This window comes from Blautia sp. AF19-10LB (genome assembly GCF_003461245.1).
GTDB classification, from domain to species: Bacteria; Bacillota; Clostridia; order Lachnospirales; family Lachnospiraceae; genus Blautia_A; species Blautia_A intestinihominis.
Window position 1 is genome coordinate 34,421 of sequence record NZ_QTWS01000013.1, and the last position, 16,018, is coordinate 50,438.

General features: G+C 42.0%; 14 protein-coding genes. 7 read left to right on the top strand and 7 right to left on the bottom strand.

Translation table 11 applies throughout. The features are described 5' to 3' along the window. Positions 1–2: 2 nt before the first annotated feature. From mnmG to rpmH, 7 genes are all read right to left on the bottom strand, one after another. Complete coding sequence (gene mnmG / locus DWX28_RS08890) at positions 3–1,892, bottom strand: tRNA uridine-5-carboxymethylaminomethyl(34) synthesis enzyme MnmG (RefSeq protein WP_022213276.1); 1,890 nt, start codon at positions 1,890–1,892, stop codon at positions 3–5. A gap of 30 nt (positions 1,893–1,922) precedes the next feature. Beyond that, complete coding sequence (gene mnmE, locus DWX28_RS08895; RefSeq protein WP_022213275.1) at positions 1,923–3,296, bottom strand: tRNA uridine-5-carboxymethylaminomethyl(34) synthesis GTPase MnmE; 1,374 nt, start codon at positions 3,294–3,296, stop codon at positions 1,923–1,925. Positions 3,297–3,566: 270 nt separating this feature from the next. After that, positions 3,567–4,514, bottom strand: a complete 948-nt coding sequence (gene jag, locus DWX28_RS08900; RefSeq protein ID WP_022213402.1) for an RNA-binding cell elongation regulator Jag/EloR — start codon at positions 4,512–4,514, stop codon at positions 3,567–3,569. A gap of 23 nt (positions 4,515–4,537) precedes the next feature. Next, positions 4,538–5,797: a YidC/Oxa1 family membrane protein insertase gene (locus DWX28_RS08905; RefSeq protein ID WP_173905736.1), complete on the bottom strand. Its 1,260-nt coding sequence runs from the start codon at positions 5,795–5,797 to the stop codon at positions 4,538–4,540. 67 nt (positions 5,798–5,864) lie between these two features. Next, positions 5,865–6,074, bottom strand: coding sequence for a membrane protein insertion efficiency factor YidD (yidD, locus tag DWX28_RS08910; RefSeq protein ID WP_118252502.1), 210 nt, complete (start codon positions 6,072–6,074; stop codon positions 5,865–5,867). Next, positions 6,055–6,420, bottom strand: a complete 366-nt coding sequence (rnpA, locus tag DWX28_RS08915; RefSeq protein WP_118252503.1) for a ribonuclease P protein component — start codon at positions 6,418–6,420, stop codon at positions 6,055–6,057. The genes yidD and rnpA overlap by 20 nt, the downstream gene beginning before the upstream one ends. Positions 6,421–6,475: 55 nt before the next feature. Further along, positions 6,476–6,610 carry a 50S ribosomal protein L34 gene (rpmH, locus tag DWX28_RS08920; RefSeq protein WP_005423866.1) on the bottom strand — a complete coding sequence of 45 codons (135 nt, stop codon included), beginning with the start codon at positions 6,608–6,610 and terminating at the stop codon, positions 6,476–6,478. A 622-nt stretch (positions 6,611–7,232) separates the two neighbouring features. On the opposite strand from rpmH, the gene dnaA reads away from it, so the two are divergent. The 7 genes from dnaA (at position 7,233) to DWX28_RS08955 (ending at position 15,669) form a co-directional block, all read left to right on the top strand. Then, entirely contained in the window at positions 7,233–8,606 is a 1,374-nt protein-coding gene (dnaA, locus tag DWX28_RS08925; protein ID WP_022213783.1) for a chromosomal replication initiator protein DnaA, read from the top strand. 191 nt (positions 8,607–8,797) lie between these two features. Further along, complete coding sequence (gene dnaN / locus DWX28_RS08930; RefSeq protein WP_022213782.1) at positions 8,798–9,913, top strand: DNA polymerase III subunit beta; 1,116 nt, start codon at positions 8,798–8,800, stop codon at positions 9,911–9,913. 11 nt (positions 9,914–9,924) lie between these two features. Next, positions 9,925–10,134 carry an RNA-binding S4 domain-containing protein gene (locus DWX28_RS08935; RefSeq protein ID WP_118252504.1) on the top strand — a complete coding sequence of 70 codons (210 nt, stop codon included), beginning with the start codon at positions 9,925–9,927 and terminating at the stop codon, positions 10,132–10,134. A gap of 2 nt (positions 10,135–10,136) precedes the next feature. After that, positions 10,137–11,222, top strand: a complete 1,086-nt coding sequence (gene recF, locus DWX28_RS08940) for a DNA replication/repair protein RecF (RefSeq protein ID WP_022213780.1) — start codon at positions 10,137–10,139, stop codon at positions 11,220–11,222. Positions 11,223–11,322: 100 nt separating this feature from the next. Continuing rightward, positions 11,323–13,956 (top strand): hypothetical protein, encoded by a 2,634-nt coding sequence (locus DWX28_RS08945; protein WP_243875206.1) that lies wholly within the window; start codon positions 11,323–11,325, stop codon positions 13,954–13,956. Positions 13,957–13,970: 14 nt separating this feature from the next. After that, a complete protein-coding gene (gene rsmA, locus DWX28_RS08950) occupies positions 13,971–14,846 on the top strand; it encodes a 16S rRNA (adenine(1518)-N(6)/adenine(1519)-N(6))-dimethyltransferase RsmA (protein WP_022213316.1) in 876 nt (291 codons plus the stop codon). A 361-nt stretch (positions 14,847–15,207) separates the two neighbouring features. Next, positions 15,208–15,669: a DUF1002 domain-containing protein gene (locus DWX28_RS08955; RefSeq protein WP_022213315.1), complete on the top strand. Its 462-nt coding sequence runs from the start codon at positions 15,208–15,210 to the stop codon at positions 15,667–15,669. The last annotated feature ends 349 nt before the right edge of the window (positions 15,670–16,018 follow it).

The following is a 16,018-nucleotide window of genomic DNA, read 5'->3' on the forward strand; positions in this document are numbered from 1 at the left end:
CTTTATGCATTTCGTCTGTACTGTTCCAGATATACAAGAAGCACAGAGATATCTGCCGGAGATACGCCGGAGATTCTGGACGCCTGTCCGATAGATACCGGGCGGTATTCTTCCAGTTTCTGTCTTGCTTCAATACGGAGGCTTCCGACTTTTTCATAATCCAAGTCCTCCGGGATCTTCTTTGCTTCCAGTTTCTTGAACTGTTCTACCTGTTTCATCTGACGCTTGATGTAGCCTTCGTATTTCAGATTGATCTCAACCTGTTCTTTTACGTCCCATGGAAGTTCCGGACGTTCTTTGTCGATCGGCGCAAGGTCTTCATAAGTGAGTTCCGGTCTGCGAATCAGTTCTGCGATGGTTGTTCCGGATTTCAGAAGAGTGCTTCCTTTTTCTTCAAGGAGCTTCTGCACTTCCGGATTTCCTCCGATCGTCGCATGTTCTGTTCGCTCAATTTCTCTTGCGATCGCTGCTTCTTTTTCAAGAAGTTTCTGATAAGTCTCCTCGTCGATCAGACCGACCTGATAACCTTTCTTGCGGAGACGTAAATCTGCATTATCCTGTCTGAGAAGCAGACGGTATTCTGCACGGCTTGTCATCATACGATATGGTTCGTGGTTTTCTTTCGTAACAAGGTCATCGATCAGAACGCCGATATATGCCTCGGAACGGTCAAGGATCAGCTGTTCCTGTCCCTTAACTTCCATAGCCGCATTGATTCCGGCGATCAGTCCCTGTGCAGCTGCTTCTTCATATCCTGAGCTTCCGTTGAACTGTCCGCCGCTGAAAAGTCCCTTGATCTTCTTGAATTCCAGTGTCGGATAAAGCTGCCGCGGATTGATGCAGTCATACTCGATCGCATAGGCGTTCTTTACGATCTTTGCATGCTCCAGTCCCGGTACGGAGTGGTACATCTCATCCTGAACATCTTCAGGAAGGGAGCTTGACATTCCACCGACATACATCTCGTTTGTATAAAGTCCTTCTGGCTCGATAAATACCTGATGGCGTTTCTTATCAGCAAATCTTACTACTTTGTCCTCGATGGACGGGCAGTATCTCGGTCCTGTTCCCTCGATCATTCCGGAATACAGAGGGGAACGGTCAAGGTTTGCACGAATGATCTCGTGTGTTTTTTCGTTTGTGTAGGTAAGCCAGCAGGATTTTTGCTCGATCTGCACGCTTTCCGGGTCTGTGAAAAAAGAGAACGGTACAACTCTCTTATCACCAAACTGTTCTTCCATCTTGGAATAGTCGATGGTATTTCCTGCGATTCGTGCCGGTGTTCCTGTCTTGAAACGGAACATTTCGATTCCAAGTTCCTTGAGTGAATCCGTCAGATAGTTTGCCGCCTGCAGTCCGTTCGGACCTGTATAGTTGCTGACATCACCATAAATACAGCGTGCCTTGAGGTAAGTTCCTGTGCAGAGTACGACCGCCTGGCAGTGATAAACTGCACCTGAATATAATTTTACACCTGTGATCTTTCCATCTTCTACAAGAAGTTTGGTTACTTCTCCCTGTTTGATCGTAAGGTTTGGCTGGTTTTCCAAAGTCTTACGCATCTCTGTGCTGTATGCCTGTTTGTCTGCCTGCGCTCTGAGTGAGTGAACTGCAGGTCCCTTGGACTGGTTCAGCATTTTGGACTGAATAAAAGTCTTGTCAATATTTTTGCCCATTTCCCCGCCGAGTGCATCCAGCTCTCTTACCAGATGTCCCTTGGAGCTGCCTCCTACGTTCGGGTTACACGGCATCAGTGCGATACTGTCCACACTGACTGTAAACATTACGGTATCAAGTCCCAGTCTTGCACAGGCAAGAGCTGCTTCACATCCTGCATGACCGGCTCCAACTACAACGATATCACAGTTTTTCTCCAGTCTTCTGTCCTCCATTTTTATCTTCCCTTCTTTTCTAAATTGCGTTTATTTTCCTGTACAGAATTTGCTGAAGATCTCATTGACCAGATCCTCCCCTACGGATTCTCCCACGATCCTTCCGAGGCTTTCGTAGGCATTCATAAGGTCGATGGAAAAGAAATCTTCTGCCATTCCCATATCAATACTGTTCTTCACAAGTTCCAGGCTTTCTTTCGCTTCTTCCAGTGCAGCTTTGTGTCTTGCATTTGTGATGTATACTTCATCATTAAAAGAAAGTTCTCCCTGGAAAAACATGTTCTTGATCTCATCTTCCAGTTTACGGATCCCTGTTTCTTCCACTACAGAAACAGGGATCACCGGACTTCCGGTACGCTGCTTTATTTTCTCCATATCTACGACCGGCTCAAGGTCTGTCTTGTTGTAGATCACGATGCTTTTTCTTCCGGAAAGTAATTCTATGATCTCTTCATCGTTTTCGTCAAGTGGTCTGGATGAATCTACAACATACAGGATAAGGTCTGCGTCCTCTGCCATCTGTTTGGCTTTGCCGACTCCGATCTTTTCCACTACATCCTCGGTTTCGCGGATTCCTGCGGTATCGATCACGCGAAGTGTAATTCCGTTCAGAGAAATGTATTCCTCCAGGATATCCCTCGTTGTGCCTTCGATCTCTGTGACGATCGCGCGGTCTTCGCCTACCAGGAAATTGAGGAGGGAAGATTTGCCGGCATTTGGTTTACCGAGGATAACTGTCTTGATCCCCTCCTGGATCATTCTTCCGTCGTCGGCAGTTTTCAACAGGTCCTGGATCTCTTTGGTCTCTTTATCCACAATGACTCTTAATTCCTGTGGATAGCCGGTGAGATCGTAGTGCTCCGGATCATCCAGGGCAGATTCTATATATGCGATCTGGTAGAGCAGTCTGCTCCGGATCTCTTTTACGGCACGCTGTACGGAGCCTTTGAGCTGTTCTACGGAGCTCTTGAGTGCCATGGAGTTTTTGGCCTGAATGACATCCATGACAGCCTCCGCCTGCGACAGATCCAGCCTTCCGTTTAAGAAAGCTCTCTTTGTAAATTCTCCTGGTTCTGCGATCACGGCTCCGTTTTTGAGCACGGTTTCCAGAACCTTCTTCATGGCATAGACTCCGCCATGACAATCTATTTCTACGGTGTCCTCACCAGTATAAGTGTGAGGTCCTCTCATGATCATAACCAGAACTTCATCAACCACATCTTCTCCATCATAGATGAAACCGTAATGGATCGTGTGGCTCTGTACTTCCCTGATATTTTTCTTTCCGTTTTTGGAACGATAGATCCGGGAAATCACATCCATTGCTTCATCTCCGCTGATACGGACGATCCCGATTCCGGACGCACTCATAGCAGTTGAGATCGCAGCGATCGTTTTTTCCATAATTCCTCCTTATAAAAAAAATGTTATCCCAGAAGAAAGCACACGCCAATCACGTGTTATTCACGCTTTCACCTAGAATAACATTTTATATTTCAGTTGTGAACTGTTTTCACTGCTGATTTAATGTTACTGTTCACTTCGTTCACAGTAACTTGGTCAAAATCCATTCCAAATCACCTACGGTGATGGGATTTTGCCCTGTATGTCTCGGGATTTTGCCATATTCATGGCAAAACACCTCGCGGGATACTACCTGTGAGCAGTAACACTTTAGTATCTCTTTAATTTGACAACTACGTGACGGTATGGTTCTTCACCTTCACTTACTGTCTCTACGAATTTATTTCCCTGAAGTGCAGAATGGATGATTCTTCTCTCGTAAGGATTCATTGGCTCGAGAACTACAGGTTTTCTTGTTTTCTTGACCTTGTAGGCGATTCCCCTTGCCAGGTTCTCGAGAGTTTCTTTTCTGCGTCTTCTGTAATCCTCTGTATCGAGTTTTACTCTGATATAGTCGGATTTGCCTTTGTTTACAACGAGGCTTGTAAGGTACTGGAGAGAATCAAGTGTCTGTCCTCTCTTACCGATCAGGATTCCCATATCCTGGCCTTCAAAATCGACTTCCAGACAGCCATCTGTTGTGTTATATTTGGATGTGATCTGGACTTCTCCGAGATCCATGGATGCAAATACATCATGAAGGAAAACAGATGCTCTCTCTTCGATCTCTTTGATCTCTGCCGGATCAGTGATGATCTCGATCGGCTTGGATACTCTTACCGGTTTTTCTTTGGCCGGTTTCGGCTCCCTTACTGGTTTCTCTTTGTAAACTCTTTCTTTCGGCTGTTTCTCTCTGACCGGTTTTGCAGGTTTTTCTTCTCTCGCTGCCTCTGGCTTTACTTCTTGTTTATTAGAAGTTCTGGCAGGTGCCTTTGGTGCCGGCTTCGGTGAAGATTTCTTCTGTTCCGGTTTCGGCTCGTCCTTGAATGCATCCAGTTTGACAGAAGCTACTATTTCCTCGAGTTCCTTTTCTTCTGAATGATCCTCTACTTTGCGAGCTTTAATGATCGCAGGCTTACTTCCAATTCCGAAAAATCCGGAACTTCCTTCGCTGATTACCTGAATGTCAAGCTGATCACTGGTCACGCCCAGTTCAATACATGCTTTTGTGATTGCTTCATTTTTGGTTTTTGCTGAAAACTGCATATATTCATTCATGATAAAACCCCGACCTTCCCTCTCTATTTCTTCTTGTTTTTCTCATCAAAAGCTTTGACCATATTTGCTTTTGCGGTAATGCTGCCTTCTTTTGCATGGGAAGCATTCTGGTAAGCTTCTTCTACTTTCTTCGCACGGTTTGCTTCATCAGAACCGCTCATACCTTTGTCGATCTTGTTGATATTCTTTACGCTCTGATGTGCCTGGTTTGTGATCTTCTGCGGCGGAAGTCCTTCTTTTGCACGTTTGGCTTCCATCTTCTTCATATTCTCGTTTACGAGATCATCAATGTTCATCTTGTTCAGGTGACGGTTGATGAGAAGCTGCTGGATACTTCTTACTACGGCACTTGCGATCCAGTAAATACCAAGACCTACCGGGAATGTGAAACAGAAAAATGCAGACATAAGCGGCATTACTGTATTCATAGTCTTCATGGAGCTTGCCATTGCATTATTCTCGCCACCGCCCTGTGTTGCTGCCTGTGGCATAAGCTTCAGGTTGAGCATCTGTGTTGCCCATGACAGAACCGGAATTGCAAGAGCTGCAATGATCAGGATCAGGGATCCTGTTTTGATATAGCTCAGCGGCTGGTCTGCGATGTTGAGCACACCAAAAGTCTGCATCTTCTGGATCTCGGAAGCAGTTTTGCTGATCTGATCTGAGAATCCGGAGAACTGACTGATATCCTGTAAGGATTTCCACTGGGATGGAGACAGAGCATACAGGAAATCTACGATAGAATCTGCATTATCTGTGACCTGTCTTACTCGTGTCATCTTGTTGTCTGTGATAAAGTTATTGATGATATCTGCAAATCCATCTACTGCAAGGATCTGTGTGCAGACACCATTGAACACATTATATACACTGCTTACATAAGCAGGGATATTCTGGATTACCTGATACAGAGCATACAGGATTGGGAGCTGGATAGCGAGCTGAACACAGCTTCCTGTAGGGGATACACCGTATTTCTGATATACCGCCTGGGTTTCCTCCTGCATCTTCATCATTGAATCCTGATCTTTTTTACCCTGATATTTCTTCTGGATTTTCTGGATCTCCGGCTGCATGATCGCACTCAGCTTAGAGAATTTCTGCTGTTTGATCTGCAGAGGAGTCATAAAAAGATAGATCAGAATACTGAAAATAATAATACAAAGGCCAAGGTTCTGAATTCCAACCATATCCAGCACTTTGTAGATACCGTTCATGATCCAGCCCATCACGATTGCGACCTGGCCGATGATCGGGGTACCACTTTTAGTAGCCAAAATCATACTTTCCAATTTACTTGTTCCTCCTGGATGATCTTATGGAACAACTTCATGATTGATCCATTTACCTTTATGGTACGGGATCATATCCCCCATGAGAAAAAGGATTACAACGTAATATTCTCCATATTGCCAGTAATCCTCCCCTGATTGCACCATATTTTTCGATTGCTTCCAAACCATATTGAGAACATGTGGGAATATAAGGACATTTAGTTCTCTTCATCGGTGATATATATTTCTGATAGAGACGAATCATTTTAATAAGAAGTTTCTTCATCAGTATGAACCTCTTCTATGATCTGATGTTTCCCTGCCAGATGCATGAAAGCACTCTCTATCTCCTGATAGCTCCTGCCCTTCGCTGCTGGTCTGGCAATTACAACAATATCAAGATTTCTCCTGAAAAGTTCTTCATTCAGACGATAGCTCTCTCTTACCAGTCTGGTGAGCCTGTGGCGAACCACACTATTCCCTACTTTTTTACTTACTGATATTCCCAGACGATTCTTCATGTACTGATTATCCAGTACGTACATCACCAGATACCGATTTGCTTTTGATGTTCCATGTCTGTATACCTGCTGAAAATCTTTGTTTTTCTTTAAGGACTCTGAATATTTCATCGAATCCCCTTTCTTTATTATAGAAGAAAAGACCACATAACTGCGGTCTTATATCTTAGGCTGATAACTGCTTTCTTCCTTTTAATCTTCTGGCTGCTAATACTTTACGGCCGCCCTTTGTGCTCATACGAGCTCTGAAACCATGAACTTTCGCTCTAGATCTTTTCTTTGGCTGAAATGTCATTTTCATAGGTAAAGCACCTCCTTTATCTATTATCCCTATTCATACTATTATCATAGAACATCGTTTTAATTATATTCATTCTGCACCCGTTCGTCAAGCAAAAATTCACAAAAAATCCAATAAAATTAAGTGTTTCCGACACTTTCAAAATAACCCACACTCAATTGTGGAAATATCTGGTTTACGTAAAGTTATCCACTTTTTGTGGATAACTTGTGGATAACTTAAACTTTTTCGGCTGTTTTATCCTCACATACCCCCATATTTTTACACATATTCCTAAAAAAATCCTTTATTTTACAGCATTCTCTCTGTGGACAAAGTTATACACATTCCACAGGGGTAATTATCCGCCTGTACTGATGTTATGTAAACTTATAGGGGATTATCCACACTTTCCAACTTATGCACATGTGGATAAAGTGGATAACTTGTGGACAACACCCGATTTTAACCACACAAACCATTTTTTCAGGGGATAATTTTACACAAATAATGATTGATTAACCACTGGATTTATTATAATATATAAAAGGATATCTATGTCCAATTGACCAATTGTAACTGTGAAAGTACTGAACAGTTACGAATAATTTACACACATTCAAAGGAACCAGGAGTTTGAAATATGGATAAAGTTATAGAAAAATGGGATGAAATTCTTCAGACAGTCAAACGTGACTACAATATCAGCGACGTAGCCTTCAATACATGGCTCAAACCGCTCGAAGTCTACGATGTGACTGACAATGTCATCACAATTTTAGTCCCATCTGAACAGGTAGTTCTGATAAACCTTCTTAATAAAAAGTACAAACTTCTTCTCCAGGTTACCATCTGCGAACTGACTGGAATAAGTGAGTGCGATGTCAAATTCATATCTCCTGATGAAGCACCTCAGAAAGATGTTCCTTCTTATGATAATGCAGCACCTGCAATGTCAGATATCGAACGTCGCTGTGAAGATGCACATTTGAATCCGAAATACATTTTTGATACTTTCATTGTCGGAAATAATAACAAATTTGCTCAGGCCGCAGCCCTTGCTGTTGCAGAATCCCCGGGAGATACCTATAATCCGCTGTTTATCTACGGAGGTGCAGGACTTGGCAAGACTCATCTGATGCATTCCATCGCTCATTATATTATTGAACATGATGAAAACAGCAAAGTTTTGTATGTAACCAGTGAAGAATTCACAAATGAACTGATCGAAACGATCCGAAACGGAAATAACTCCGCAATGTCCAAATTCCGTGAAAAATACAGGAATATTGATGTTCTTCTGGTCGATGATATTCAGTTTATTATAGGAAAGGAATCCACACAGGAGGAATTTTTCCACACTTTCAACAGTCTGCACAGTGCCAAGAAACAGATCATCATTTCTTCAGATAAACCACCGAAAGATATGGAAATTCTGGAAGAACGCTTCCGTTCAAGATTCGAATGGGGTCTGATCGCAGATATTACCTTACCTGATTACGAGACCCGAATGGCAATTCTCCACAAAAAAGAAGAGCTCGAAGGCTACAATATCAGCGAAGAAGTCATTAATTACATTGCAACAAACATCAAATCCAATATCCGTGAGCTGGAAGGTGCCTTTAATAAGGTAATGGCAAGTTCCAAACTGGAGAAAAAGGAAGTAACCCTTGAACTTGCAGAGCAGGCACTCAAGGATATCATCTCCCCAAATGAGCAAAAAGTCATCACTCCGGATTATATTATTTCCGTTGTTGCAGAACACTATCATGTAACTGTAGCGGAACTCTGCGGAAACAAGCGTAGTTCCAAGATCGTCATGCCAAGACAGATCGCCATGTATCTCTGCCGTGAGATCATTGACACTTCTCTCAAGACGATCGGCAAAAATCTTGGTAACCGTGATCACACTACAATTATGCACGGAATTGAGAAAATCGAAAAAGAATTAGCAACAAATGATAACCTCAAAAACTCCATCGCTACCTTGAAGAAAAAAATTAATCCACAGGGTTAAGTGACTTATCCACACCCACTTTCAAAGTTATCTGGTAGTTTTACACGTAGTTATACAGTCCTCAAAACCTTTATTTTCAAGGTTTGAAAGACTTTTACACACAATCCCCATCCCCTAAGGCGGCTACGGCGGATATCTATATATTTATATATTTATAAAAGCAATTTTCAAACACGAAGGGAGTTATACACATGAAGATTATCTGTCCCAAAAATAATCTGTTAAAAAGCGTAAATATTTCTTTGAAAGCTGTTCCTTCTAAAACAACCATGCCAATCCTTGAATGTATCCTTATGGATGCAACCACAAACCAAATCAAATTTACAACAAATGATATGGAACTGGGCATTGAAACAATCGTAGATGGACAAATCGAAGAAAAAGGAATGGTTGCACTTGATGCCAAAATCTTTTATGAAATCATCAGAAGACTTCCGGACAGTGATGTAACTATCAAAACTGACAGCAACTATGTAGCAACGATCACCTGTGAAAAAGCCAAGTTTACAATTCCTGGCAAAGCAGGCGAAGATTTTGCATACCTTCCGGTTATCGAAAAAGACGAAGCACTGACCCTTTCTCAGTTTACTTTGAAAGAGATGATCCGTCAGACTATTTTTTCTATTGCAGTCAATGAAAACAACCGTTTGATGACTGGTGAATTGTTCGAAATCAAAGATAATTGTCTGAAGATTGTTTCTCTGGATGGACACCGTATTTCCATCAGAAAAATGCCATTGAAGCGAAATTATTCAGATCGCAAGATTGTCGTTCCAGGAAAGACACTCAGCGAGATCAGCAAAATCCTCTCTGGAGAAATTGACGATCAGGTTAGTATATATTTCACAAAAAACCACATTTTATTTGAATTTGATCGGACAATTGTGGTATCCAGACTGATTGAGGGAGAATATTTCCGAATTGATCAGATGCTTTCCAGTGATTACGATACAAAGATCAGTGTAAACAAGAAAGAATTCCTGAACTGTATTGACCGTGCAACACTTCTTGTAAGAGAAGGAGATAAGAAACCGATCGTAATTGAGATCAGTGATGGTAAGATGGAGCTGAAGATTGATTCTTCTATGGGATCTATGGATGAAGAGATCGACATTGAAAAAGAGGGTAAAGATATTCTTATCGGATTCAACCCGAAATTCCTGATCGATGCTTTGAAAGTTATTGATGATGAGACGATCCACATGTATCTGATGAATCCAAAAGCACCATGCTTCATCAGAGATGACGAAGAAACATATACTTATCTGATCTTACCAGTTAACATCAGTCAGAATCAGGCCAGATAAGGAGGAGGATTATTTTGGAAATTACGATCAGAGATGAATTTATCAAACTTGGACAGGCTTTGAAACTCGCCGGAGTTGTAGAGGACGGTGTTCAGGCAAAATATGAAATTCAGGATGGAAATGTAAAAGTAAATGGTGAAGTAGATCAGCAGCGTGGACGCAAAGTATACGTTGGTGATGTGATCACTTTTGAAGGTCAGGAAATCAAAGTTATAAAATAATTATGTATATTGAATCTGTACAACTTCAGAATTTTAGAAATTACCGTGAATTGCAGCTTGATTTTGACAAAGGTACAAATATTTTTTACGGAGATAATGCACAGGGAAAAACCAATATCCTGGAATCTGTCTATATCTGTGGAACGACAAAGTCCCACAAGGGCAGCAAGGATAAAGAACTGATACGGTTTGGGGAGGAAGAATCCCACATCCGCATGATGATCAAAAAAGACGGACTTTCCTACAAGATCGACATGCATCTTCGCAAAAACAAGGCAAAGGGAGTTGCAATTAACGGTCTTCCGATAAAAAAGGCAAGAGAACTGTTTGGAATCGTGAATCTTGTCTTTTTTTCACCGGAAGATTTAAATATTATCAAGAATGGTCCGGGGGAAAGACGCAGGTTTATGGACCTTGAACTCTGCCAGCTGGATCAGATCTATCTTACAGATCTGGCTGGATATAATCATATCGTGAACCAGAGAAATAAACTTCTCAAAGATATGTATCATAATCCGGCACTTAAGGATACGCTTGAAATATGGGATCTGCAGATGCTCCAGTACGGGCAGAAAGTCATCAGCAAAAGAAAAGAGTTCGTAAAAGATCTGAATACAGTCATAAAGGAAATCCACAGCAACCTGACAGGGGGAGAGGAACATATTGAAGTACTCTATGAGCCCAGTACGGAGGCTGAATTTTTTGAGGAAACGCTCAAAAAGAACAGAGACAGAGATATCCGGATGAAGATGACTTCCTCCGGACCTCACAGGGATGATCTTTGTTTTATGGTAAACGGGGTGGATATACGAAAGTTTGGCTCACAGGGGCAGCAGAGGACCGCAGCATTATCTTTGAAACTTTCAGAAATTTATCTTGTAAAAGAAAAGATCAAGGATACGCCGGTACTTTTGCTGGATGATGTACTTTCAGAGTTGGACAGCAACCGTCAGACCTATCTTCTTGACTGTATCCATGATATACAGACTCTGATCACCTGTACTGGACTGGATGATTTTGTAAGTCATCAGTTTCACCTGAACAAAGTTTTCAAAGTTGTCAAAGGAGAAGTGTTTGAGCCTGTTTAAAACAGAGTTCTATGGATAAAAAGAAAACGTAAGAAACAGTTTTGACAAGGATATTAGTGTATGTTACACTGTTCATAATCTTGGAAAGTTGGTGAATATATTGGACAAAGAGGAATTTCGGATCAAACTTGAAGAAATTAACCGCCTTGTAGAGAAGAAGAACTACAAGGATGCCATGGAAGTTGTAGACAGTATTGACTGGCGTCGTGTAAAGAATGTTCATACCCTTTGTGTTGTTGGTGAGATCTATGCAGCAAACAAGCGGTATGACGACAGCAGGGAGATTTTCCTTCTGGCTTATCACAGAGCTCCTATTGGCAGAAATATTTTGTATCGATTAATCGAAGTATCCCTCAAGATGAAGGATATTGATGAGGCAATGGAATATTATGATGAATTCTTGGAAGTTGCCCCTAATGACAGTACACAGTATGTATTAAAATATAAAATCCGCAAAGCAGAACAGGCTCCGCTCGAAGAGCAGATCAGAATTCTCGAGGATTACAAAGAGAAAGAATTCACAGAGAGATGGTCATACGAGCTGGCTAAATTATATTATCAGAATGGAGATACCAAGAAATGCCTGGATCTCTGTGATGAAATGGTTCTCTGGTTCAGTGATGGCAAGTATGTCATGAAAGCCCTGGATCTTAAGAGTCGTATGGGAATGCTGAGTGGTAAAGAAAAAGAAAAATACGATAAACAGTTTATTCCGAATCTCAAGACAGTGGAGGATTCCGCTGAGAATAAAGAAGAGGTTCAGGATGGAGAAGCGAAAGAACCACGGGCAGAAGCAGCACCGGCAGCAGATGATGATGCACCTGTGATCGACAGCGTAGATATTGATGAGCGTGATGTTAATGGAGCAGAAAGCCTTCAGGAAAAAATCTCCAAGGGAATCCGCGATATCTTTACAGGAAAGAAAAAAGAATCCGAAGAGGAATTTATGAAGGAAGAGGAGGAAGCACCTGCTGAGGAGGTTCCGGAAGAAATGATCAAGGATATTTCTTCAGAAGCAGAACCGACAAATGTACCGGAACTTGAACCGGAAGATGCAGTGATCCCGCCTCCGGCAACACCTGGAACTTCTATTTTCAGCACGATCGAGGAGAAGATAGAAGAAGTTACAAATCAGGAGATCAAGGATGAACAGGAAGAGACACCGGAAGAAGTAACTGAGGAAGTCAGTGAAGAAGAACTTCCGGATGTAGTGATCGAATCTGAGGAAACAGATGCTGAAGAAGCAGAGGAGCTTCCGGAAGCTGAAGAAGAACCGGAAATCGAAGAGGTTGAAATTCCAGAAGAAGTGAAACCGCTGGAGACAGAGGATGACTTTGTTGATTCGGCAGAGGAAGAGGAGACAAAACTTCCTGAACTTGAGATCCCGGAAGCAATGAAGAATGTTGGAATGGAAAATCCATTACATACAGAAATTCCGAAAGCACCGGATATCTGTCTTCCGGGAGCAGAAGATTCTGAGGAGACACCTGATTTTGAATTTAATCTGGAAGATACGATTCTTGCAGCAGCAACTGCACAGGGAATTGAAATTCCGGATGAACCGATAGTGAAAGAAGAACCGGTTCAGGAAGTAAATACTGCAGAAGAGGATGCTGAGGATTATATGTCTGAAGAGGATCTTCGCAGTGCAGAAGAAGAATTCCTGAACGGACCTGTCAAGAAGCAGGATCCGGAAGAAGAAATTTATGATGATCTGGATTCTTATAAGATGGAAGATGACTCTGATGAAGATTTCGGTGAGGAAGACGGCTACGAAGATGAGGATATCAGTGATCTTGAGGAAGAAGAATTCCTTGCAGATCAGTATGAGGATACTGTAAAAGCAGCCAAGACTCCTGAAAAGAAACCAACTCTCAGAAAATCCGGCAGGAAAGAAAAACAGCAGGAACCGGAAGATGACGACATGGAGCAGCTTCTCTATACTGTTGAGCCGAAACGCAAAGCCAGGGATATCATTCCGAGAGAAAAGAAGATGACCGCAGATGAGGAGAAACTCTTTACCTACTTTGCGAAAGTTCCGGGCTTAAGGGAACAGATCGTGGATGCACTTTATGATGCGCAGATCTGTGCTTCTGACAAGACTTCAAAGACAGGAAATATTATTGTGATGGGTGGCCGTGAGACAGGAAAGACAAGACTGATCTCAGGACTGATCCCGGCGATCTGCAAGGAACTGAACCTGGAGGCATCCAAGGTTGCCTATGTATTTGCGGATCAGATCAATGGCAAGAATGTAGCAGAGATTGTTCGTAAGATGTCAGGCGGTTTCCTGGTTATCGAAAACGCCAATCAGCTGGCAAAAGAAACAGTTAATCAGTTGAATAAGGCAATGGAGTTCCGGACTGACGGACTGATCGTGATCATTGAGGATGAAAAGATCGGAATGCGTAAACTGATCGCAAGATTCCCGAAATTTACATCCAAGTTTACATCTATGATCAATATTCCGGTATTTACCAACGATGAACTTGTTAATTTTGCGAAAATCTACACAAGAGAGAACGGATACACCATCGACCAGATGGCAATGCTGTCGCTGTATAACCTGATCAGCACAAGCCAGAAGGAAGATCAGCCGATGAATATCGGTGCGGTCAAGGACATCATTGACAGTGCGATCGCCAAATCAAGAGGAGGTCTTCGTAAACTGATCTCCAAGAAAAAAGTAAATCAGGATGGATACCTGGTACTTTACGAGAAAGATTTTAATTAGTGAGAGGAGAAAATATGGCCAGACCTTATCTTGGAAATCCTAAATATACCATTGAAGTCCTTCAAAAGTACGGTTTTGTATTCCAGAAAAGGTTTGGTCAGAATTTTCTGATCGATACCCATGTTCTGGAGCGTATCATCGAAGCTTCCGAGATCACCAAAGATGATTTTGTACTGGAGATCGGACCGGGAATCGGAACGATGACACAGTATCTTGCAGAGGCAGCAAGAGAAGTAACAGCAGTTGAGATTGACGATGCACTGATTCCGATCCTTAAGGATACACTTAAGGAATGGGACAATGTAACTGTTCTTCACGGAGATATCCTCAAGACAGATATCCGTAAGATCGCAGATGAGAAGAATCAGGGGCGTCCGATCAAGGTCGTTGCAAATCTGCCATATTACATTACGACACCGATCATTATGGGCTTATTCGAAAGCCATGTTCCAGTAGATTCGATCACGGTAATGGTACAGAAAGAAGTGGCAGACAGAATGCAGACAGGTCCTGGTTCCAAGGATTACGGGGCACTTTCACTGGCTGTACAGTATTATGCAGAACCAAAGATCGTTGCAAATGTACCGCCGAATTGCTTTATGCCGCGGCCGAAGGTTGGAAGTGCGGTGATCCGCCTGACGAGACATCAGAATCCGCCGGTAACAACGCTGGATGAGAAATTAATGTTCCGTCTGATTCGTGCATCTTTTAACCAGAGAAGAAAAACTCTGTCAAACAGTCTTAAGAATTCACAGGAACTGCCGTATTCCAAGGAAGAGGTAGAAGCTGCGATCACAGAATGTGGACTTCCGTTGAATATCAGAGGGGAAGCACTGACGCTGGAACAGTTTGCCAGACTGTCAGATACATTTTCGAAATTAAATAAATAAGCAAATAAAAAGCATCCGGTGGCTGGTCGGATGCTTTTTATTATTTATTAAATTTAAAAGGAAGGAGAGTTGATAACCATTTCAGGCTATCAACATATGAAAAAGAAAATTATAAAAATAATGTTGGCTGTATTATTTTTATGGTCTTAGTATAGCCAGAAAATATGATGGAATCGTGTTGAACTTATGAAAAAACAGTGAACAAAGGTCAAAAGTTTTATGAATGACAGCCAGATAAAAAATTTTTACAGCATAGCCGAAAAACTGTGGTATAATGGGCTCGCCTGAGAGAAAAAGCATCGAAACAGGTGTGAAATTCAGGCTGATACATGAGAATGCATGAATTCAGGAGGTAATTACAATGAAAATAAACAAAAAAATCAGTGCACTGGTACTTGCAGGGGCTCTTGCATGTACAACACCGGCGATGGTCTACGCACAGGACAGCTCAGATGTGGTTGACCAGGCCGTAGAGATCCTTCAGGATAACGGAGTGGATGAACTTCTGTCCGATCCGGACAAGGTAGTGGATCTGATCGTTCAGGCTAAGGAAATTCTCGGTCAGGTAGATGTAACAAATGATGAGATCGGCTCAGCTCTTGATGTGGCAGCAGAAAGTGCGGGAATTACACTTTCCGATTCTGAGAAACAGACTCTGATCCAGTTATATGATAAATTCAAGAATACAGATCTGGATGAGGACCAGCTGAGAAGTCAGGTAAATAAGGTTTATAACAAGCTGGATGAGCTTGGGATCACCAAAGAAGATGTCAAAGGAATCATTGGCAAACTGGTCGATTTTGCCAGAAGCATCCTTAACTGACCTCACAGGAAAGACACTAGTACGTTTGTGAAAAACACACAGGATAAAAAATAGAGGAGTCAGAAATTTATAGTATATTTGAATAAAAAAAATGAATATACAGAAATAAAATTGTGCAAATATACGGAAACTTCATTGTTTGTTCATAAAAAGTTCATAATCGACTGTTATTATAAGTACAGTTCGAAGAGAACTTCACTAACAGACGTTGTAATGTTCTTCATTACACATAAATTTTTTCATAATAATCGCCCCGGTAAACCACTGCCGGGGCACTCCTCGTTTATTGAGTCCCTTTTTGGGGACTTTTTTTATTTCCTCCTGCATATAAAATATGCTATAATGAGAC

Excerpts from the sequence above, each read along its gene's own strand:
- mnmG (WP_022213276.1), bottom strand. The coding sequence starts at position 1,892 with ATGGAGGACAGAAGACTGGAGAAAAACTGTGATATCGTTGTAGTTGGA.
- mnmE (WP_022213275.1), bottom strand. The coding sequence starts at position 3,296 with ATGGAAAAAACGATCGCTGCGATCTCAACTGCTATGAGTGCGTCCGGA.
- jag (WP_022213402.1), bottom strand. The coding sequence starts at position 4,514 with ATGAATGAATATATGCAGTTTTCAGCAAAAACCAAAAATGAAGCAATC.
- DWX28_RS08905 (WP_173905736.1), bottom strand. The coding sequence starts at position 5,797 with ATGATTTTGGCTACTAAAAGTGGTACCCCGATCATCGGCCAGGTCGCA.
- yidD (WP_118252502.1), bottom strand. The coding sequence starts at position 6,074 with ATGAAGAAACTTCTTATTAAAATGATTCGTCTCTATCAGAAATATATA.
- rnpA (WP_118252503.1), bottom strand. The coding sequence starts at position 6,420 with ATGAAATATTCAGAGTCCTTAAAGAAAAACAAAGATTTTCAGCAGGTA.
- rpmH (WP_005423866.1), bottom strand. The coding sequence starts at position 6,610 with ATGAAAATGACATTTCAGCCAAAGAAAAGATCTAGAGCGAAAGTTCAT.
- dnaA (WP_022213783.1), top strand. The coding sequence starts at position 7,233 with ATGGATAAAGTTATAGAAAAATGGGATGAAATTCTTCAGACAGTCAAA.
- dnaN (WP_022213782.1), top strand. The coding sequence starts at position 8,798 with ATGAAGATTATCTGTCCCAAAAATAATCTGTTAAAAAGCGTAAATATT.
- recF (WP_022213780.1), top strand. The coding sequence starts at position 10,137 with ATGTATATTGAATCTGTACAACTTCAGAATTTTAGAAATTACCGTGAA.
- rsmA (WP_022213316.1), top strand. The coding sequence starts at position 13,971 with ATGGCCAGACCTTATCTTGGAAATCCTAAATATACCATTGAAGTCCTT.
- DWX28_RS08955 (WP_022213315.1), top strand. The coding sequence starts at position 15,208 with ATGAAAATAAACAAAAAAATCAGTGCACTGGTACTTGCAGGGGCTCTT.